The following is a 19,653-nucleotide window of genomic DNA, read 5'->3' on the forward strand; positions in this document are numbered from 1 at the left end:
TCCTAGATGGCGATACTCGGTTTATGCTGCTTCTTTCTTCTATCTAGTTTTCAAGGAACAACTTGGAAGGATGAAATCCTTCAAAACTGAACAAAACGAAAGCGCTCCTTCATATCTGTCCAGCTCCGGCTCCTAGGTGCTCGAGGTCACAATCCATCTTGCTGCGGTGGTTGAAATACTACCTCCTCGCAAGCTGTCTTGTGCTTGTCGCACCTGAACAGTCGCCTCTGCTTTTCTTCTTCCTTAGAAAGGAGGTGATCCAGCCGCACCTTCCGATACGGCTACCTTGTTACGACTTCACCCCAATCATCTGCCCCACCTTCGGCGGCTGGCTCCCGTAAGGGTTACCTCACCGACTTCGGGTGTTGCAAACTCTCGTGGTGTGACGGGCGGTGTGTACAAGGCCCGGGAACGTATTCACCGCGGCATGCTGATCCGCGATTACTAGCGATTCCGGCTTCATGCAGGCGAGTTGCAGCCTGCAATCCGAACTGAGAATGGTTTTTTGGGATTGGCTCCACCTCGCGGTTTCGCGACCCTTTGTACCATCCATTGTAGCACGTGTGTAGCCCAGGTCATAAGGGGCATGATGATTTGACGTCATCCCCACCTTCCTCCGGTTTGTCACCGGCAGTCACCTTAGAGTGCCCAACTGAATGCTGGCAACTAAGGTCAAGGGTTGCGCTCGTTGCGGGACTTAACCCAACATCTCACGACACGAGCTGACGACAACCATGCACCACCTGTCACTCCGTCCCCCGAAGGGGAACCCTCTATCTCTAGAGGTAGCGAAGGATGTCAAGACCTGGTAAGGTTCTTCGCGTTGCTTCGAATTAAACCACATGCTCCACCGCTTGTGCGGGCCCCCGTCAATTCCTTTGAGTTTCAGCCTTGCGGCCGTACTCCCCAGGCGGAGTGCTTAATGCGTTAGCTGCAGCACTAAAGGGTGGAAGCCCTCTAACACTTAGCACTCATCGTTTACGGCGTGGACTACCAGGGTATCTAATCCTGTTCGCTCCCCACGCTTTCGCGCCTCAGCGTCAGTTACAGACCAGAGAGCCGCCTTCGCCACTGGTGTTCCTCCACATCTCTACGCATTTCACCGCTACACGTGGAATTCCGCTCTCCTCTTCTGCACTCAAGTCTCCCAGTTTCCAATGACCCTCCACGGTTGAGCCGTGGGCTTTCACATCAGACTTAAGAGACCGCCTGCGCGCGCTTTACGCCCAATAATTCCGGACAACGCTTGCCACCTACGTATTACCGCGGCTGCTGGCACGTAGTTAGCCGTGGCTTTCTGGTCAGGTACCGTCAAGGTACCGCCCTGTTCGAACGGTACTTGTTCTTCCCTGACAACAGAGCTTTACGATCCGAAGACCTTCTTCGCTCACGCGGCGTTGCTCCGTCAGACTTTCGTCCATTGCGGAAGATTCCCTACTGCTGCCTCCCGTAGGAGTCTGGGCCGTGTCTCAGTCCCAGTGTGGCCGATCACCCTCTCAGGTCGGCTACGCATCGTCGCCTTGGTGAGCCGTTACCTCACCAACTAGCTAATGCGCCGCGGGCCCATCTGCAAGCGGCAGCTTGCGCCGCCTTTCAACCTTCCTTCATGCGAAGGAAGATATTATCCGGTATTAGCCCCGGTTTCCCGGAGTTATCCCCGTCTTGCAGGCAGGTTGCCCACGTGTTACTCACCCGTCCGCCGCTAACTTTCAAAAAGCAAGCTTCTTGAAAGTCCGCTCGACTTGCATGTATTAGGCACGCCGCCAGCGTTCGTCCTGAGCCAGGATCAAACTCTCCAAAAGAAATTTGACTTGGCTTGTTTCGATTGAAACATTGGTTTACGCTTCGTTTTGTTCAGTTTTCAAGGATCCATCTAATGATAGCGACTTTTCAATAATATCATACAACTAAAGTCACTGTCAATATTTTTTTGAGCCGTTGCTGTTTTCAATCACATCCAGCAGCGACGTTTATTACTATAACAAGAAAACATAATTACGTCAATCACTTTTTTTCGTTTTTATGAAAAAATTTTAAGACTTAAATTGCAATATTAAATGCAACAAGTATTGAAAGACCAGATAACCCATGATTAAGTAGAATCGGGACACTCTGCGCGACTTGACGTGGAGTGGTGGGCATGGTAGCCTGGTTGGCCCAGCCAGTACCGTATACCTGGCTTCATGGCTGGTAGCCATGCCCGCAGAGGCTCTTTGTCAAGTTGCTAAAAACCAACCCTTTGGGTTAGCTGGCTTAAGGTTAAGAAGCTAAGCCAGCTAACTCTATTTGGAAACACTCCTCAGGTGTACGATAATTGAGGATCTTCCTTGGAAGATGGTTACACCAATTTTCAACATAGGTAATGGTTTCGTCTGCCACAGAGGAAATGGGTCTCCCCTTTGGTATGAAGCGCCTAATAAGGCCATTATGACGCTCGTTGGTTCCTCGTTCACAGGATGTGTAAGGGTGTGTAAAATAAACCTCTGTTAGATCTTTTTCAACACTAAGGCCGAGGTCAGCAAATTCAGAACCGTTATCAGCCGTAATGGTTTTAAACACTTTAGAGAACCGATTACCATAAGACACTTTCAACTGAGATATGACTTCTGAAACGGATAGACTATCCTTGGCTGTCACTCTCAAAATTATTTCTTTACGGGTTTTGCGCTCAGTAAGAGTCAATAAGGCCTGATCTTTAGTCTTCTTGCCTATAACCGTATCAATTTCCCAGTGACCAAACTCTTGGCGTTCATTGACTTCAATTGGTCGCTCATCGATACTGCGTCCTAAGATCTTCTTATTCTTCCGGTTACGTTTTTTCTTGGTGTTCAGGGTAATTTTCATAGGTAGGTCAATGTTTTTAACGCCTATAAGTCCTAGATCAATATAGTTATAAAGGGTCTTGGTGCAAACCATTTTGTCTTTGAATTTCCCATCACGTTTGGCTCTCCCACATACCGCATCAGGAGACCATTTCTTATCAAGGATCTGAGTTTCGGCATACTTAATAAACTCGATGGCATCGTCTAGTTTTAGCTTGCGGCCACAGGCTTTCCTGTTTCTCTCATAGAGAAGTTGACCTGTGTCTGGAAAATAGACATGAACAATTTTCCCGTTGCTTTTTCTTTGTGGCACTGTACCTCTTCTTAACTCACGGGAGATGGTGCTTTTGTGACAACCAACATAATCTGCAATCTCCTGTTGAGTCTTACCAGCAGCGTGTAAGGCCGCAATTTTCCCACGGTCATAAGCCGTTAAGTGTTTGAAATGCCGAGCTCCTATGGTAGAATTAGTAATTGCCATAGATAAATCCTCCGTATCGATATTGTTTTAGTCGACTTAATCATACGTGGTTTATCTATGGTTTTTCATTTTTTATGCTTGTTGCATTTGATTATACAACTAGCCAAAAATTTTAAGAAAAATTTTATAGAAGCGATGATAAATATGAATTCCTTTCGTTTCTGCCTGAACAATCCGCACATAATTTTGATGAATTAAATACTCCAAGAGGGTTTCCAAATCGATAGCGTAATATTTTACTTCCGGATGGTTTATCAAATCATCAATAGACCAGTAGTCTTTTTTTCTTAAAACATTTAGAAAATGAGAAACACCGGATTCCGTATGCGAATGAATAAGAAATTCACTCGCCAAGAAAAGAAGTTCCAACCGTTTTTCTATATTTTCGTTGCTGGTCAGCAGTTCTTCGTATAGTTTGTAAATTTCAGGATTCAATTGTTTCACTTGATCCCACATTGTCTGCTCCGGTTGAAATCCTTTTTCGATGATCGCCAAGCATGCTAAATGATAAAGAGAGCGGGAAATATGATGATATGCATCCATGTAATGACCATTATGAAAAAATGCTTTTCCATCTGTGTAGGACTTGATAATCTTTGAAAATTCAATCGCCATTTTCAAATTTCTTTCATTGGCAGAAGGTTCTCGTAACTCATTTTTCAATCGATGAACATAGTCATTCCGGTCAAACACAATTTTCCCATCGGAAAGCCAGTTCAATATTTTTCGATTCGTTCCTAAAAGAAGCCATTCCTTCAACTGCTCTTCGTCCACAATATAGAGAGCGGCTTTCTTATCTTGATATGCATAATGTTTAACCAGCAAATTTTTTTCGACTTCTTTTGCAATTACTAATAAAATGTTGTCAAATGTTTCTTCTCGATAATTCCATCCTTCTCTTTTTTCGATGGATAAAATGCCAAGCGTATTTTTTGAGCTCGCTCTCTCTTGATAAATGGGCCGAAGGATATCCTCCATAAAAAATTCCTCCATTAAATTTTTTCATTCTACTAATTTCGACAAAAACTGCTGATTTTCCTTCTATTCCTTTTAAAACATTAACCGACTTCAAAGCGTAAAGTATGATATAGTTACGTTAGGAGGGGATGGGATGGCCAAAAATTATAAAAGTAAGATTAACCGTATTCGTACTTTTGCACTTTCGTTAATTTTTATCGGTTTTTTGATAATGTACATATATAAGTTGAATTAAAGATTTACAACTGAACACACAAACGATCGATCGTTTGTTCTGGTTTCTGGTTGATTCGCTGAATAAAGGCTTGGACATTCTTTCTAATTTCTTGCACACTCGAATAGAACACGTTGTAAATCACGTCTGATTTCAGCCATTTCCATAGCCCTTCAATCAAGTTCAATTGCGGACTGTATGGTGGCAAAAAGACGAGCTCTAACCGATCTTCGTGTTCTTTTAAAAATGGCTGAATGAGTTTGGCATGGTGAATTCGAGCGTTATCTAAAATCATCACTATTTTGCCTGTGGGATAGCGTTCTAACACAAGTTGAAGAAATCGAAGAAATGTTTCCGCGTCATAGCATTCTTCTTCGATGCAAAACACTTCCCCTGTTTCGTAGTTCAACGTGCCAATCAGCTTCAGCCCTTGATGTTTTCCAAACGTCGGAATGATTCGTTGTTTTCCTTTGACAAACCATGTTTTTTGAATCGCTTGGTAATCACGAATCATCGACTCATCTTGAAAGAGGACATGGGCGATGTTCCCATCTACCAGTTTTTTTTTACTTCAGGGAAGGTGATTTCGACGAATTCTTTTTGTTTCTCTTCATCGGCATTGGCTAGTGTATAGGTCGGTTTCGTATAGCTTAGCCCTAACCGATGCAGAATGTCACTTGTTCCGCGAAGCGTGTATGTTGGCCCCCACTTTTGTTGAATGAGTTCAGCGATTATCGCAAGCGTCCAATTATATTTTGCTTCGAATCCCACATCTACGGGGAGCTGATGTTCAATGATCAAAGCCAGCTCTTTTTCCTGCTCAGGGGTCAATCGACGTGGGGCGCCAGGTGAGTATTTCATCTCCAGTCCATCAAGACCGCGCTGGGCGTAGGCATGAATATAGTTATAAATAGTTTTCTTGGATCGACCAATAATCGTTGCGATTTCTCCTTTGGTATATCCCTGCAAATGAAGATAAATCGCTTGGTAGCGTTCATATGCTCGTTTACTTTTTGCTTCTTTCATGGCAGTGGACAACTTTTCGATCTCGTCTTTGTGATTTGGCATCATATTTTCTCTCCGTTCCCTTATTTTCTCTTTGTATTTATTCGCCGTGGAACGGGAGAAAACCTTTATTTCAATTTATATAGGTTTATTTTTTCGAAATCATCCATTGATCATGACGATTTTTATGATGCTGGGATTTTTAAGCATCATGGCGAGTGTCGTTGTGTATTTTTGGATTGGAATGCTTTCGACAAGGGCGGTTGTGGTGGTTTGTCCAAACTGTGGAAAACAAACAAAAATGCTTGGCAGAGTAGATATGTGCATGTATTGCCGAGAGCCCCTTACGCTCGATCCTTCTTTGGAGGGCAAAGAGTTTAATGAGGAGTACAATCGAAAAAAACGAAATAAATAGCAAAAAAAGAATTGTTCCTTTTTAGAACAATTCTTTTTAATGAACTTCTTTTTTGGCACTGCATTCCGGACAAATCCCGTAAATCTCCATCCGATGGTGACTAACTTTAAAACCAGTAACATGCGAAGCAAATTGTTCAACCTCGTCCAGTCCGGGATAGTGAAAATCGACAATTTTGCCGCACTCTTCACAAATGACATGGTAATGGTCGGTTGTTACAAAATCAAATCTGCTGGATGAATCGCCATAGGTCAGCTCTTTCACTAATCCAACTTCACGAAATACTCGCAAATTATTATAAACGGTTGCCACACTCATATTGGGAAATTTACCTTCTAACGCTTTATAAATTTCATCCGCAGTTGGGTGTGACATGGATTGGACCAGGTATTCAAGTATTGCATGACGCTGAGGAGTTATACGTACTCCAGAATCTTTTAACGTTTCTAAAGCTTCTTTAAGATGTTCCTGCGCCACCGTCATGCACCTCACTTTAACATAAAAATCGTTCTCAATTTGTAATCTTTATAATAAGTGTACTAATGAAATAGTGATTTTGTCAATGTTTTCAATCCAAAATTCTCATGATTCTATAGAAAGTTTCTTCTCTTTTTGCCCAAGTTTAGCGTTTATATATCTTGCTGCGACAAACAATAGATCGGAAAGTCGATTTAAATAAGCCAGAACAAGAGGATTTACCTTTTCTACTTTTACCGCTTTTCGTTCCGCTCTTCTGACAACAGAACGGGCTGCATGAAGCGCGGCTCCCGCGGGATGGCCCCCGGGCAAAATAAAATTATTTAATGGTTCCAATTTCCCATCCCATTGATCAATCATCTTTTCGAGAAATTGGATATTATTTTCTTTTAATTTCCACTTCACTTCTTTTTCGGGAGGAGTAGCCAATTCTGCACCAACGTAAAAAAGTTCTGTTTGAATTTGCTGTAAAACATTTGCTACTTCTTCTTTTCCGTCAAATGATTCATGCACGAAATAGCTAAGCGATAAACCAATGAGCGTATTCGCCTCATCGCATGTCCCATATGCTTCTACGCGGGCATCGGTTTTTGAAACTCTTTGCCCGTAGATAAGCGAAGTTGTTCCTTTATCTCCTGTCTTCGTATAAATTTTCAACGCTAGTACCCCCTGTCCAGATCGACCACATTCCAAAAATCTTTTCTTCCTGTAATATATGTAGATAAGTTGTGTTTTAATATTTCAAACGCTCTTGGCAAGTAATTTTTCGACATCGCGGATATATGCGGCGTTACCGTAATATTATTCAATGTCCAAAATTCATGTTCCGGGGGAAGGGGTTCTTTTTCAAAAACGTCCAAATAAATATGGGCCACTTGATTCTGTTTTGCAGCATTTAACAACACTTTTTCTTCTACAAGGTCTCCCCGCCCGATATTGATAAAGACAGCTGTGTCTTTCATGCTTTGAAAGTGATTTTCCCTTAAAAGATAACGGGTTTCCGTCGTGCTTGGAAGAACAGAGACAATGAAATCGGCCGTGCCAAGCGCAATGTTCCAATCTTGAAACGTATAGATGCGATCAAAATAGTCCACTGGTTTCCCGCTTCGATTAACTCCGCTTGTTTTCATTCGAAATGCTTTGGAAAGCCTGCCAATTTCGCTTCCGATGGCACCCGTCCCCAATACAAGCACTTCTTTTTCCGCCAATTCTTGCAAAGGCAGTTTTTTATTCCAAAATTTTTGTTTTTCGAAATCAGCGAGCTCAGGGTATCTTTTAACATGTTGGAGCATGAGACCTAATGTGAATTCAGCCATTGGGATTTTATGAATTCCCCTGGCATTTGTCACGAGGATATTCTTTGCTTTGATAGCTTGAAACGGCATTTTTTCAAGGCCTGCCGAACAAACCATAATCCATCGTAGACGCGGCGATGAATGAATGATTTTTTCTGACAAATCTTCGCCGTATGTGACGATGACTTCAGCATTTTTCCATTCCGCTTCAGAAATTTTTCGATAAAATTGAAAATGACAATCGGGAAATTCATTGATTAATTGTTCTCTTAAATCAGCCGGCGGAAAAAATGAAAAAACAACTTCCACTTTTTTTGCTCCTCTCCACTTGATTTTGTCTATTCCGTTATGGAAATTTTAGATTTCTTATCGTTAATTGGCCTCCACGCCCATTTTACCATGATTTACTGGAAGAAAATACAAATAAGAAAAGCGCTGAAGCAAATTTGTAAGAATAGCTGCTTTCTCCCGATATTTTTGTTCAAAGAAAAATGGACCGGTGGATCCGGCCCTAAACATTTATTTCATGAGGAGGTATGCCCTTACTTTACAGTATGTTTTAATCTACATAATGCATGGACAATTGCCTTCTCATTCTAAAAATAGGCTACGAGAGCTCATTTTTAATAAATTCCAGAGCTTCTTCAACATGTCCTTTTACTTTTACTTTTCTCCATTCTTTTGCAAGTCTTCCTTGTTGATCGATGACAAATGTCGAACGCTCGATTCCCATATATTCTTTTCCGAAATTCTTTTTTAACTTCCAAACGCCATAAAGTTCGCATACTTGATGGTCTTCATCGGCCAACAGCAAAAAAGGCAAATCGTACTTTTCAATAAATTTTTTATGTTTGTCCAAAGAATCCGTGCTAATTCCCAGAATCACGGCATTCAATTTGGAAAATTCATCATGATAATCCCGAAAGTCACACGCTTCTGTCGTGCAGCCGGGAGTCATATCTTTCGGATAAAAATACAGCACCACATTTTTCCCTTTGAAATTCGATAATTTTACCTTTTCGCCATTGCTGGCCGGAAGTTCAAAATCAGGAGCCGCTTCACCTATTGCCAATGTCATATGTAATCCCTCCATTCGTTTTGAACTTAGCGTATCCAATTTTAAAACAATTTGCAATTGAATTTATCCCGCAAATCTCCTTTCTTGACGGGGGAAACGTCTCCTATTTATCCATTTGGTTCTATTTACTATCCGCTCGGCTGATGGAAGTTTCACATTATTTCTCCCAATCAATGAAAGTTTTCACGACAAAAGCTGCCGGAATGGTATAACCCAGCCATGCCTCCACTAGCGCAATCCAGCGCCCTACACCGTTTGGAACTAAATCTCCGTAACCGACTGTGAACAACGTAATACCGCTGAAATAAAGAGAGGTATGGAGCTTTTCGAAAAAACTTTCGCTGTACGTTCCTTTTCCGGTCAAAATGGCATAACCTTGCATTTCTAAAAGCAAATAAAGAAGGCCAAAACCGATCATGATCGTCACATATAATAATCCCAATAAGAGAAAGTTTTCAAAAGACAATTTTTTATACTTCCATCTAGAAGGAACAAACAATTCGCGCAAACTTAGTGTCATACAAATAATCACTGCGGCCATTAATAAATACGGCATCCGATAACCCTCCTGTTACCTTTCACCGACCGATAGAATGTTATTAAAACGAAAAGAAGAAGATAAAGAGTGATCCTGAAACGCTTGCCGCTGAAAATTTCATTTTTATGAAAATGGGTAGGAAATATGTAATAATATATATGAAACACTTAATATTAGTTATGACACGGCAGGAGGAATACTTTTATGGACTTTACCCATTCAGAACGTTTACATAAAGAAGCGCTGGAACATATCGTCGGCGGCGTTAACAGTCCGTCCCGCTCCTATAAAGCAGTTGGCGGTGGAGCACCTGTTGCGATGGAAAAAGCAAAAGGCGCTTATTTTTGGGATGTTGACGGCAATAAATATATTGATTATTTGGCAGCCTACGGTCCTATCATTACAGGACATGCCCACCCCCATATTACCGAAGCGATTCAAAAAGCAGCGGAAAATGGGGTTTTATACGGAACGCCGACTCCTTTTGAAGTGAAATTTGCCAAAATGTTAAAAGAAGCCATACCTTCGCTGGAAAAAGTTCGTTTTGTCAACAGCGGAACCGAAGCTGTGATGACCACGATCCGCGTCGCAAGAGCCTACACCGGAAGAACCAAAATTATAAAGTTCGAAGGATGTTATCACGGACATTCTGATTTAGTGCTAGTAGCGGCAGGATCAGGGCCTTCTACTTTAGGAACACCTGATTCAGCGGGCGTTCCGGAAAGCATCGCAAAAGAAGTCATTACCGTTCCATACAACGATGTCGAATCGTTCCGTGAAGCCATTGATAAATGGGGCAATGAAGTAGCAGCTGTATTAGTTGAACCGATTGTCGGAAACTTTGGTATCGTAGAGCCGAAGCCGGGATTTTTAGAACAAGTGAAAGAATTAACGCACAAAGCAGGCGCTCTGCTTATATTCGATGAAGTCATTACGGCATTCCGCTTTATGTACGGGGGAGCTCAAGATTTGCTCGGAGTCATTCCTGATTTAACAGCCATGGGAAAAATTATCGGCGGAGGCCTTCCAATTGGCGCTTACGGCGGAAGAGTGGATATCATGGAAAAAGTAGCTCCTCTCGGTCCAGCTTATCAAGCAGGAACGATGGCCGGAAATCCAGCTTCTATTTTGGCGGGAATTGCCTGCTTGGAAGTATTAAAGCAAGACGGTGTCTATGAATACCTCGATCGGCTTGGAGCTATGTTGGAAGAAGGAATCTTAAAAGCAGCACAAACGTATCAAATCCCGATTACGATTAACCGTTTAAAAGGTGCGCTTACGGTATACTTTACGGATGAAAAGGTCGAAAACTATACTCAAGCGCAAGCAAGCGACGGCGAACGGTTTGCCCGCTTTTTCAAACTGATGCTTCATCAAGGCATTAACCTGGCTCCTTCCAAATATGAAGCTTGGTTTATTACTCTCGCTCATACGGAAGAAGATATCCGGACAACCATCCAAGCAGTAGAGCGAGCTTTTGAAAAAATGTCTCAAGAAATAAAATAATATCCAACTGGTAGTTTCATGTTGAAACGGCTATCATGTTTGCAAGCGTCCTTTGACAGGGCGCTTTTTCTTATCCCCCGTAAAAAAACGGTATTCTCGGCTATTTGCCAACGGAGGTCAAGGGCAAATCGCCAGTAAATTTATTCAGTTTTAAATAGACGCTAATTCCATTTACTCCATTAAGGTTCAAAAAAATCTTCTGCTCCTGTCTTGACCGTTCCTTTTAATCATCTCGCCGTTTTTCGCTTCGTTTTACTTACCTTTCAAAAACAAGAATGACCAATTCATGAAAAGCAAAAACTGGATAAAATTTTATTTTTCAAAAAAAGGCTACATCTCTTGATATTCTTATTTTTCCATTGTATAGTACAATAATGTTTCAGACGATCCATCACAAAAAAGGACATTCAAAGTAGGGATAAATAGAGAAAATCAAACATCATATAAAAAGGGAGATAATATCATTCCCAGGTCAGCGTTTGACGTTTTTGAAAAGCAATTTTCATTACATGTAAAAACTTAAGAAAGGAAAAATGCGCTATGAAGCTTGGTGCCCGCATATTAAAAACAGGAATTGCGATTGTCCTGGCATTGGCCATTGCTCGCGCTCTTCAATTGCCATCTCCTGTTTTTGCCGGAATACAAGCCGTTTTTGCTATACAGCCAACTATTTATCGATCTTATAAAACCATTGTCGAACAAGTTCAAGGAAATGCGATTGGTGCTGCCATTGCCATTCTAACTGTCGTTTTCTTCGGCAACCATATCGTATTTGTCGGTCTGGCTTCTATTGTCGCGATTCTCATTATTTTAAAATTAAAACTTGATAATACGGTCGGTTTGGCACTAGTGACCATTATCGCGATTATGGAAGTTCAAAACGAACAGTTTATCCAATTTGCTCTCCTCCGTTTTGGAACCATTATGCTTGGAATTTTAGCCGCTTTTGTCGTCAATTTAATTTTTATGCCGCCTAAATATGAGACGAAACTTTTTTTGCATATAAACAACGTGACAGAGGACATTTTGAAATGGATTCGCTTGAGCACTCGAAATGCCTCTGACTATCAACTGTTGAAACTCGACATATCCAAGATTAGCGAGCGATTATACAAAACGGACGAGTTATATAAATTGTACAAAGAAGACAGAAATACATTTAAAATCAGCCATACTGCGAAAAATCGCCGACTTGTGATTTACAGGCAAATGATCATTGCTGTCAAAAAAAGCTTTGAGATTTTAAAACGGCTTCACCATTATGAAAATGAAATCCAGCAGCTTCCAGAGGAACTTCAAAAAAGAATTCAAGAAATGCTCGATGCGTTAATCAGCTACCATGAGCAAATATTATTGAAGTTTGTTGGAAAAGCGAAGAAAAAAACGGAGCTGGAAGAAGTCCATGATGTGTATTTAAACCGCAAGGAATTTATGGATGCATTTTTAGACGAAATTATTGAAGAGTACTCCGGAAGCAAGGATACCCAATCCTTCCATTTGCTCTACATCGTCACCTCCATCTTAGAGTATGGCGAACAAGTGGAGCATCTGGATATGCTGATTCACAGCTTCCAAAGTTTTCATAAGTCGGAAAATGAAGTGAAAATAAAAGAAGAAAACGAGTAAAAGTCAGGAAGAAACGAAATATTCTCTCCTGACTTTTTCTTTTTTTGTTTCAAAAAGTCCTTCTGTATCCCATGATTACGTTCTAATTCAGCTGTTGCACTTGAAAGAGTTTATAGTAGCTCCCTTGTTTTGCCATAAGTTCTTCGTGAGTGCCCGATTCAACGACTTGGCCATTTTCAATCAAAATAATTCGATCCGCATGAGTTATAGTAGAAAGCCGATGAGCAACAATAAAAGTGGTCCGATCCTTTGCCAACTTTTCCAGTGCCTCTTGAATTAAATGTTCGCTTTCTAAATCAAGCGCTGAAGTAGCCTCATCCAATATCAAGATGGGAGGATTTTTCAGAAACACTCGGGCAATTGCGACTCTTTGTTTTTGCCCGCCTGAAAGCTTTACCCCTCTTTCGCCCACTTTCGTGTCATATCCATCGACTAAATTCATAATAAAGTCATGAGCGTTTGCGGCTTTAGCTGCAGCGATCACTTCTTCTTCACTTGCATCCGGACGTCCGAGAAGGATATTGTTTTTAACAGAATCGCTGAACAAAATATTATCTTGAAGCACCATTCCGATATGATCACGTAAACTCCGAACTTTAAAATCGCGAATGTCTACACCGTCCAATAAAATTCTTCCTTTTGTCACATCGTAAAAACGCGAAATCAAGCTTACTAGCGAAGATTTGCCCCCTCCGCTCATTCCGACAAGAGCAACCGTCTCACCCGCTTTAATCTCAAGGTCGATATCTTTCAACACTTCCGGTTCATTTTCATCGTAAGCAAAACTTACATGATCAAATACAATATTTCCTTTTACATCCTTGCATTCAATGGCATCAGGACGATCCGTAATATCATATTTCTCATCGATCAGCTCAAACACTCTGTCCATGGAAGCTATGGCCTGAGTTAAGGTGGTAGATGAATTGACAAGCCTTCTTAAAGGATCGTATAAACGATCTACATAAGAAATAAATGCGGCCATCGTTCCGACTGATAAATGGCCGTGAATCACTTGAAACCCGGCATAAGCAATGACAATCAAAGGAGCTAAATCGGTAATGGTATTCACGACTGCAAATGATTTGGCTGTCCAATTCGTTTGATAGAGGGCTTTATCCAAAAAATTTGAATTTTGGTCTTTGAATTGATCTTGGGCAAAGTCCTCGATGGCAAAACTTTTAATAACAGGCATTCCCTGCACTCGTTCATGCAGAAAACCTTGCATTTCTGCCAGCGCCTGCGAACGCACTCTTGTCAGTCTTCTTAAATTTCCAAAAAAATATTTGACGGAAAAAGCATAAAGAGGAAATACTAAAAGCGAAACAATGGTCAATTTGACATCCATCGACAGCATGAGTCCAACAGCGATGAAAATGGTTGCCAAATCGAGCCAAATATTCATCAATCCTGTAATCACAAAATCCTTCGTCTGTTCTACATCATTAATTACCCGGGAAATCACTTCGCCCGCCCGATGATTAGAATAATATTTAAAGCTTAACTTTTGAATGTGCTCAAAGAGTCGGTCTCGAATATCATACAACACTCTATTTCCAGTGCTTTGGGCTAAATATTGTCGAAAATATTCAACAGGCGGCCGCAATACGACAAAAATAAAAAACATGACTCCCAGTACAAAAAGAAGCTTATGGATTTTGATATCGGTGGATAATTCACGATTTCCTATGATATCATCAATCACATATTTAATGAAAATCGGAATGAGGAGCGGTATGGCAAATTTGATGGCCCCGATAAACAAAGTTGAGATAATTTCTCGCCTGTATGGTTTTACAAAATTCATATATCTACGTATGCTTCCCAAATTTCCCCCTCCTTACATCAAAAAATCAATATTCTTCTTTATTTTTCCATGGAAAAAGGGGCTGACTCATCTTTAGGATCAGACCCCATACCTTCTTTTATTTAAGAAAAGATATTTATCGTACCATATGTCTACAAAATCAGGTGCAAATGGACCTTTGCGCTGTTCAATCCATTTGATTAGCTTGTCCACATTCCGCTTTAAAATATGGTCAATCACATCAGGATAACCCATTTGCTTTCGATGTTCAGCGTATTCATCTTCATCCAGGAGGGAGTAGGTCATATCGGGAAACACTTTAATGTCGAGATCATAATCAATATACTTTAACGCTTCATAGTCATAAACAAACGGAGAACTTAAATTGCAGTAGTAATAGATCCCATCTTCTCTTATCATACAAATAATATTGAACCAATGCTCAGCATGAAAATAACAAATGGCCGGCTCTCTTGTCATCCATGTTCTGCCGTCGGACTCCGTAACGATGGTTCGGTCATTGCCTCCAATGACAAGACGTTCTGTCGCTTTTAAAACCAACGTTTCTTCCCAAATCCGATGAATATGGCCATCATGTTTATAACTATGAATTTGTATGGTTTCTCCTTCAGCGGGAAATACCATGATTGTCCCCTACTTTCGTATCAAAGAAATTTCACCAGTCTTTTCCCTAAGAGGAGGAAAAAACAATTCTACTTTCATATTATAACGATTCACCATTAAAATTAAAACAAAAGAGAGCCACGGTTTTCGCCGCCGCTCATAATTTCACGCCTGTTTGCTCTTGATAAGTACGAATCACTTCGTCCGTTTGGGCTTCAAAGACCTTTTGTATTTCCTTTAATTTTTTTCTCATCTCGTCCATTTCACTTTCAAGGTTTTCCATTCCGGCAATATCCTGAAGTTCTTTTAATTCTTTCTCCATTTGCTGGCACCGCTCTATTTCCTGTTGCAATAACAACAGTTTCTCCATCGTTTTCATTTGTTCCTTTACTAATACATTAAAACGATCTAACATCATCATCACCCCTCAAACGGTCACATCCTCCTCTATTAACTTCTTCCCAGCCGCCCTTTTTCCTTTCTCTTTTTCTGTCGGTTCTTCAACATTTTCATCGAAAATTTTAACTTTTCATTCGCAGGATGATTTCATATAATGATGATTGATTCCATCTTTTCCAACTAAAAAAAGAAGAGACACATACTACTATGTATCTCTTCCCTTGTGTACTTATTGATTTTGTTGATTTGAGCCGCTTGAATTTTGCGCTTTGCGACTTTCTGCTTGTTGATTTTGTTGTTTCACTTTTTGCACATCTGTTTCAGAACCAAACTCAGTCGCAAAAGAAGATTGTTGAGATTGAGATTGGTTTTTCGCAGACGCAGCATTTTGTTGTCTTACTTGCTGTGCATCTGTTTCAGAAGCGAATTCTGTTCCAAATTTAGATCCTTGAGCAGATGCAGCGTTTTGTTGTTTTACTTTTTCCGCGTTTGTGTTAGATGTGAATTGGTTTTGTTTTGCCATCATTATCACCTCCACGGTTATTAATTTGTCCATCGAGGTGAAAAATATCCAAACAAAGTTAAAAATATTTTTATACGAGCAGTGATCTGCCTCCGTCGACAATAATGGTTTGCCCGCGAATCATCGAGGCTTCTTTCGAAATCAGAAACATAACCGTATTCACAATATCTTCAATTTCCACCATTCTTCCGGCAGGTGTATTCTTTTTCGCATCCTCCAGCATTTCTTCTCTATTCGGAAAATGCTTTAATGCTTCCGTATCAACGGCGCCGCCTGATACCGCATTGACCACAATATTCTTTTTCGAAAGTTCCACTGCAAGATATCTCGTCAAAGCTTCAACCGCCGCTTTTGAAACGCCCACAGCGGTATAATTTTCCAAGTAGCGAATGGAACCGAGAGAGCTGATGCTGACGATGCTTCCTCCTCCATTGATTTCCATCAATTTCGCCGCTTCTTGTGCACAAAAAAGGAGCGCCTTGCTGTTAATATCCATGGTCCAGTCCCAATGCTTCTCTTCCAACTCCATCAACGGCCGCTGAACACCGGAGGCCGCATTGTTAATAAATACATCCAAACGGCCAAATTCTTCTTGAATTTGCTGAAACATATCACGTATTTTTTCGACATCCCCCACGTTGGCTTTTACAACCAGCGCTTTTCGGCCCAGTTTTTCAATTTCTTCTGCTGTTTCCAAAGCTTTTGATTTGCTGCGAGCATAATTTACCACTACATCATAGCCTTTTCTCGCTAATTCTATCGCAATCGCTTTCCCGATTCCTCGGCTGCTTCCCGTTACTAATGCAACTTTATTGCTCATTTTTTTCATCCTTTCTTCCCTATTCCCATTTTTTATAAAACAAGTTAGCCTATGTATCATTGCCTTCGGATGAAGATTCTAAATTCTTCTCTGCTTAAAGTCAGTCAAATGTGTTGTTATCCGTTTATCATTACTCTTGAAGAGGATGTGATGGACCGTTTTTGCAGCATGGAATATCCCCTGTTTTTGCAGCATGGAATATCCCCTCTATTTTACTTTTTCTTGGAAAGTCGGACAACTCTTTTTAGATGCCCACATTCGTATAAAAAAAGCTGTTTCATTGAAAACTAACAGTACTTATGGAAACGGAGGTAGTACAATGTATACCGGTCATGATATGACAGAATTATCGATGACGCCAAAAAACAAATGGAAAACAGAGGAGCTTTCTTATTTTCATCACGCTCTCCAACAAATCATGCCTTATTTAAATGCAGAAGGACAGACGCTTCATCGTGAAATTACGGAAGAAATCATGAGGCGCGGCGGTCTCACAAAAGGTGCGGAATCCGGATTAGAATAAACACGGCTTCTTGTGATTTTCTGATTAATAAAATACCGTCAAATAAGAGAATTCAAGTCACCCCAAGGCTTACGCTTGGGGTGATTCTCATTCTCGTATCGTTCTTTTGTATTCTTTCCAAATCTTTTGATGGGATACCGGAAATGCAAAATCCTGAATCTCTTCGGGTTTGACCAGCTTCACTCTTTCGTCTTCCGGTATCTCATTTTGTATCTCGCCGGCGTAAACATCAATGTCCCAAGTCAAATGAGAAAAAACATGTTGGATTTTTGCAAATGTGCCGTTATGGATCAAAGAGTCTATTTTGTATGTTTCTTCCAATAATTTACGGAGTCGCGTTTCAGGATCTAAAAATGAGGTCATTTCAAAATTAGGGAATTCCCAAAGATTTGCAAGTAATCCGGTTGCTTCCCGCTTATGGATCAAGAATTTACCTTCTTTGTTTTTCAAAACAACCGCTCCGATATGAACAAGCTTCATGCTTTTCTTTCTCGTTTTGACAGGGAGTTCTTCTTGAACCCCTTCTTCAAATGCATGGCAATGTTCTTGAACCGGACATAATAAACAAGACGGAGATGTCGGAGTACAAATTAAAGCGCCCAATTCCATTAATGCTTGATTAAACGAAGAAGGATCTTCCGTATACATAAGACGATGTATGGCTTCTTCAAATATCTTTCGAGAAGCCGGTTTAGCAATGTCTTCCCAAATCGATAAAATTCTAGACGCGACTCTCATGACATTTCCATCAACGGCAGGATAAGGTTTACCATATGCAATGCTTAAGACAGCCCCCGCTGTATACGGGCCTACACCTTTCAAAGAAGTCATCTCTTCCAATGTATCCGGGACTTTCCCTCCATATTTTTCCTTTACTTCTTTTACTGCTGAATGAAGGTTTCGAATTCTTGAATAGTACCCTAAACCCTCCCAGGCTTTTAAAACTTGTTCTTCCTCCGCTTCCGACAAGGCTTCTAAAGTTGGGAATTTTTCCATAAACCGTTCAAAATAAGGAATCACGGTTTCTACTCTTGTCTGCTGAAGCATGACTTCTGAAACCCATATTTTATAAGGATCACACTCTTTTCTCCAAGGAAGATTCCTTTTTTCACGTTTATACCATTCCAGTAAGTCATGTTGAAATTTTTCCGTATCAATCTCTTTTAAATCCATGCCCTTCACTGCTTACCTCCGTGATGTTAATATTGAGACAAAATGGGAATACTATGAAAAAAATTAAATTGAGACGTTCTCAGACAATCGTGGAATCAAAATATCTTTTCGTTCAGTACATTAACGGTAGTTGTTCAATTAGCTTGTAGAAAAGAAGCAAAATCGGCCGCCATCGGCTTTTGAAATTTTCTCAAATGGCAATATCTTGCATTGCAATCCGTTTTTATTCCCATTATCATTTTTTTAACAAGGATGGATGTCAAAGGAGGAAATCCTTTTGGATACTGGAACACACTTCGTGATGGGAATTGCGCTAGGGGGTTTATCCACACTGGATCCTGTCATTTCCCATAGCACCGTTTCGTCAAACGTTGTTTTAGCATCAGTTATCGTCGGATCACAAATTCCTGATATCGATACCATTTTAAAATTAAAGAACAATGCCGTCTATATTCTAAATCACCGCGGAATTACCCATTCGATCCCCGCTGTTCTATTGTGGCCTTTATTGATTTGTGCTGTATTGGGGCCTCTTTTTCCGGAAGTCAATTTATTTCATTTATGGATGTGGACCCAATTAGCAGTCTTTCTCCATGTTTTAGTCGATATTTTTAACGCATATGGCACACAGGCACTGAGGCCGTTTTCCACCAAATGGCTGGCGCTTGGAACGATCAATACTTTTGATCCTTTTATTTTCGCGGTTCATGTGGTCGGGATTATTCTATGGATCAACGGATTCAACCCCGGCATCACGTTTTTAACCATATATGTACTGATCCCATTCTATTATATAGTAAGATTTATAGTCCAACAGACTATCCGTTCAGCAGTCAGGCAATTGATACCGGATGCAGAAGAAATTATCATTGCTCCGACGATCCGTTTTTTTATATGGCGGATTGCCGTGAAAACACCTGACTATTTCTATGTGGCAAGAGGATATCGCCGTTCGATTACCATTTTGGATAAATTCAAAAGAACGCCTATACCTGATACTCCACTCTTAGAGGCCGCGAAAAAAGATAAAAACTTATCGGCTTTTCTAAACTTTTCACCCGTTTACCGCTGGGAATTGTCCAAATATGATGACTGTTATGAAATTAAATTTATCGATTTGCGTTATCGAAACAATGGGCACTATCCTTTTGTCGCCGTTGTGCAGCTTGATCTAGATTATAACATCATCGGATCCTATACCGGATGGGTATTCAGCGAAGAAAAACTGCGAAAAAAATTGGATTTCATCCCGAATTCCCATTAAATACGTACATTCTTCATACAAAAGAAAAAAAGCGCTCCCTGCTTCTTAGATAGTTGACGTCGCCGTGATTTTATCATAATTTGTT

The 19,653-nt window shown here is 40.7% G+C and carries 19 protein-coding genes, 1 rRNA gene and 1 pseudogene; 6 read left to right on the forward strand and 15 right to left on the reverse strand.

Annotated elements, in window-relative coordinates:
* Nucleotides 1–247: 247 nt before the first annotated feature.
* The 3 genes from N1I86_RS05065 to N1I86_RS05075 form a co-directional block, all read right to left on the reverse strand.
* A 16S ribosomal RNA gene (locus tag N1I86_RS05065) occupies nt 248–1,802 on the reverse strand.
* Nucleotides 1,803–2,259: 457 nt separating this feature from the next.
* Nucleotides 2,260–3,303, reverse strand: coding sequence for an IS30 family transposase (locus tag N1I86_RS05070; RefSeq protein WP_048622401.1), 1,044 nt, complete (start codon nt 3,301–3,303; stop codon nt 2,260–2,262).
* A 99-nt stretch (nt 3,304–3,402) separates the two neighbouring features.
* Nucleotides 3,403–4,281 carry a nucleotidyltransferase-like protein gene (locus tag N1I86_RS05075; RefSeq protein WP_341095254.1) on the reverse strand — a complete coding sequence of 293 codons (879 nt, stop codon included), beginning with the start codon at nt 4,279–4,281 and terminating at the stop codon, nt 3,403–3,405.
* Between the two features lie 133 nt (nt 4,282–4,414).
* Here N1I86_RS05075 and N1I86_RS05080 point away from each other — a divergent pair.
* A pseudogene (locus tag N1I86_RS05080) lies at nt 4,415–4,501 on the forward strand (DUF2614 family zinc ribbon-containing protein); the annotation flags it as partial.
* A gap of 19 nt (nt 4,502–4,520) precedes the next feature.
* Here N1I86_RS05080 and N1I86_RS05085 read toward each other — a convergent pair.
* Nucleotides 4,521–5,566 (reverse strand): IS630-like element ISBs2 family transposase gene (locus N1I86_RS05085; RefSeq protein WP_076611651.1). Its coding sequence is split into 2 segments (ribosomal slippage): nt 4,521–5,060 and nt 5,063–5,566, totalling 1,044 coding nucleotides; the frame shifts between segments, so codons are not numbered across the junction.
* A gap of 19 nt (nt 5,567–5,585) precedes the next feature.
* Here N1I86_RS05085 and N1I86_RS05090 point away from each other — a divergent pair.
* Entirely contained in the window at nt 5,586–5,915 is a 330-nt protein-coding gene (locus N1I86_RS05090; RefSeq protein WP_445662271.1) for a DUF2614 family zinc ribbon-containing protein, read from the forward strand.
* A gap of 36 nt (nt 5,916–5,951) precedes the next feature.
* Here the strand turns inward: N1I86_RS05090 and perR are convergent, their stop codons facing one another.
* The 5 genes from perR to N1I86_RS05115 form a co-directional block, all read right to left on the reverse strand.
* Nucleotides 5,952–6,392, reverse strand: a complete 441-nt coding sequence (perR, locus tag N1I86_RS05095; RefSeq protein WP_003353818.1) for a peroxide-responsive transcriptional repressor PerR — start codon at nt 6,390–6,392, stop codon at nt 5,952–5,954.
* A 105-nt stretch (nt 6,393–6,497) separates the two neighbouring features.
* Nucleotides 6,498–7,049: a cob(I)yrinic acid a,c-diamide adenosyltransferase gene (locus N1I86_RS05100; protein WP_003353817.1), complete on the reverse strand. Its 552-nt coding sequence runs from the start codon at nt 7,047–7,049 to the stop codon at nt 6,498–6,500.
* A 2-nt stretch (nt 7,050–7,051) separates the two neighbouring features.
* Nucleotides 7,052–7,996 (reverse strand): D-2-hydroxyacid dehydrogenase, encoded by a 945-nt coding sequence (locus N1I86_RS05105; protein ID WP_341095256.1) that lies wholly within the window; start codon nt 7,994–7,996, stop codon nt 7,052–7,054.
* Between the two features lie 298 nt (nt 7,997–8,294).
* On the reverse strand, nt 8,295–8,765 hold the full coding sequence (gene bcp / locus N1I86_RS05110; protein WP_003353815.1) for a thioredoxin-dependent thiol peroxidase: 471 nt from the start codon (nt 8,763–8,765) through the stop codon (nt 8,295–8,297).
* Nucleotides 8,766–8,922: 157 nt separating this feature from the next.
* Nucleotides 8,923–9,321 (reverse strand): potassium channel family protein, encoded by a 399-nt coding sequence (locus N1I86_RS05115; RefSeq protein WP_003353814.1) that lies wholly within the window; start codon nt 9,319–9,321, stop codon nt 8,923–8,925.
* Between the two features lie 186 nt (nt 9,322–9,507).
* Here N1I86_RS05115 and N1I86_RS05120 point away from each other — a divergent pair, with 186 nt between their 5' ends.
* Nucleotides 9,508–10,809, forward strand: a complete 1,302-nt coding sequence (locus tag N1I86_RS05120) for a glutamate-1-semialdehyde 2,1-aminomutase (protein WP_270584512.1) — start codon at nt 9,508–9,510, stop codon at nt 10,807–10,809.
* Nucleotides 10,810–11,349: 540 nt separating this feature from the next.
* Nucleotides 11,350–12,435 (forward strand): FUSC family protein, encoded by a 1,086-nt coding sequence (locus tag N1I86_RS05125; RefSeq protein WP_003353812.1) that lies wholly within the window; start codon nt 11,350–11,352, stop codon nt 12,433–12,435.
* 82 nt (nt 12,436–12,517) lie between these two features.
* Here the strand turns inward: N1I86_RS05125 and N1I86_RS05130 are convergent, their stop codons facing one another.
* The 5 genes from N1I86_RS05130 to fabL form a co-directional block, all read right to left on the reverse strand.
* Nucleotides 12,518–14,263: an ABC transporter ATP-binding protein gene (locus tag N1I86_RS05130; RefSeq protein ID WP_003353810.1), complete on the reverse strand. Its 1,746-nt coding sequence runs from the start codon at nt 14,261–14,263 to the stop codon at nt 12,518–12,520.
* 78 nt (nt 14,264–14,341) lie between these two features.
* Nucleotides 14,342–14,887, reverse strand: coding sequence for a nucleoside tri-diphosphate phosphatase (ntdP, locus tag N1I86_RS05135; RefSeq protein WP_003353809.1), 546 nt, complete (start codon nt 14,885–14,887; stop codon nt 14,342–14,344).
* A 136-nt stretch (nt 14,888–15,023) separates the two neighbouring features.
* Nucleotides 15,024–15,284 (reverse strand): YgaB family protein, encoded by a 261-nt coding sequence (locus N1I86_RS05140; RefSeq protein ID WP_003353808.1) that lies wholly within the window; start codon nt 15,282–15,284, stop codon nt 15,024–15,026.
* A 210-nt stretch (nt 15,285–15,494) separates the two neighbouring features.
* Entirely contained in the window at nt 15,495–15,788 is a 294-nt protein-coding gene (locus N1I86_RS05145; protein ID WP_040341207.1) for a gamma-type small acid-soluble spore protein, read from the reverse strand.
* A 70-nt stretch (nt 15,789–15,858) separates the two neighbouring features.
* Complete coding sequence (gene fabL, locus N1I86_RS05150; RefSeq protein WP_270584441.1) at nt 15,859–16,608, reverse strand: enoyl-[acyl-carrier-protein] reductase FabL; 750 nt, start codon at nt 16,606–16,608, stop codon at nt 15,859–15,861.
* Nucleotides 16,609–16,927: 319 nt separating this feature from the next.
* Between fabL and N1I86_RS05155 the strand changes: the two genes are divergently transcribed.
* Nucleotides 16,928–17,131, forward strand: a complete 204-nt coding sequence (locus tag N1I86_RS05155) for a cytosolic protein (protein ID WP_341095259.1) — start codon at nt 16,928–16,930, stop codon at nt 17,129–17,131.
* Nucleotides 17,132–17,218: 87 nt separating this feature from the next.
* Here N1I86_RS05155 and mutY read toward each other — a convergent pair whose 3' ends face one another.
* A complete protein-coding gene (gene mutY / locus N1I86_RS05160) occupies nt 17,219–18,304 on the reverse strand; it encodes an A/G-specific adenine glycosylase (protein WP_341097258.1) in 1,086 nt (361 codons plus the stop codon).
* A gap of 277 nt (nt 18,305–18,581) precedes the next feature.
* Here mutY and N1I86_RS05165 point away from each other — a divergent pair, with 277 nt between their 5' ends.
* Entirely contained in the window at nt 18,582–19,568 is a 987-nt protein-coding gene (locus N1I86_RS05165; protein ID WP_341095260.1) for a metal-dependent hydrolase, read from the forward strand.
* Nucleotides 19,569–19,653: the final 85 nt, after the last annotated feature.

The organism is Bacillus sp. FSL W8-0116 (genome assembly GCF_038003825.1).
Lineage (GTDB): Bacteria > Bacillota > Bacilli > Bacillales > DSM-4216 > Bacillus_O > Bacillus_O smithii.

Bases quoted from the DNA above. Each gene is read 5' to 3' on its own strand.
- N1I86_RS05125 (WP_003353812.1), top strand. From the start codon at position 11,350: ATGAAGCTTGGTGCCCGCATATTAAAAACAGGAATTGCGATTGTCCTG.
- N1I86_RS05155 (WP_341095259.1), top strand. From the start codon at position 16,928: ATGTATACCGGTCATGATATGACAGAATTATCGATGACGCCAAAAAAC.
- N1I86_RS05120 (WP_270584512.1), top strand. From the start codon at position 9,508: ATGGACTTTACCCATTCAGAACGTTTACATAAAGAAGCGCTGGAACAT.
- mutY (WP_341097258.1), bottom strand. From the start codon at position 18,304: ATGGATTTAAAAGAGATTGATACGGAAAAATTTCAACATGACTTACTG.
- N1I86_RS05115 (WP_003353814.1), bottom strand. From the start codon at position 9,321: ATGCCGTATTTATTAATGGCCGCAGTGATTATTTGTATGACACTAAGT.
- N1I86_RS05140 (WP_003353808.1), bottom strand. From the start codon at position 15,284: ATGATGTTAGATCGTTTTAATGTATTAGTAAAGGAACAAATGAAAACG.
- N1I86_RS05075 (WP_341095254.1), bottom strand. From the start codon at position 4,281: ATGGAGGATATCCTTCGGCCCATTTATCAAGAGAGAGCGAGCTCAAAA.
- ntdP (WP_003353809.1), bottom strand. From the start codon at position 14,887: ATGGTATTTCCCGCTGAAGGAGAAACCATACAAATTCATAGTTATAAA.
- N1I86_RS05145 (WP_040341207.1), bottom strand. From the start codon at position 15,788: ATGGCAAAACAAAACCAATTCACATCTAACACAAACGCGGAAAAAGTA.
- N1I86_RS05070 (WP_048622401.1), bottom strand. From the start codon at position 3,303: ATGGCAATTACTAATTCTACCATAGGAGCTCGGCATTTCAAACACTTA.
- bcp (WP_003353815.1), bottom strand. From the start codon at position 8,765: ATGACATTGGCAATAGGTGAAGCGGCTCCTGATTTTGAACTTCCGGCC.
- fabL (WP_270584441.1), bottom strand. From the start codon at position 16,608: ATGAGCAATAAAGTTGCATTAGTAACGGGAAGCAGCCGAGGAATCGGG.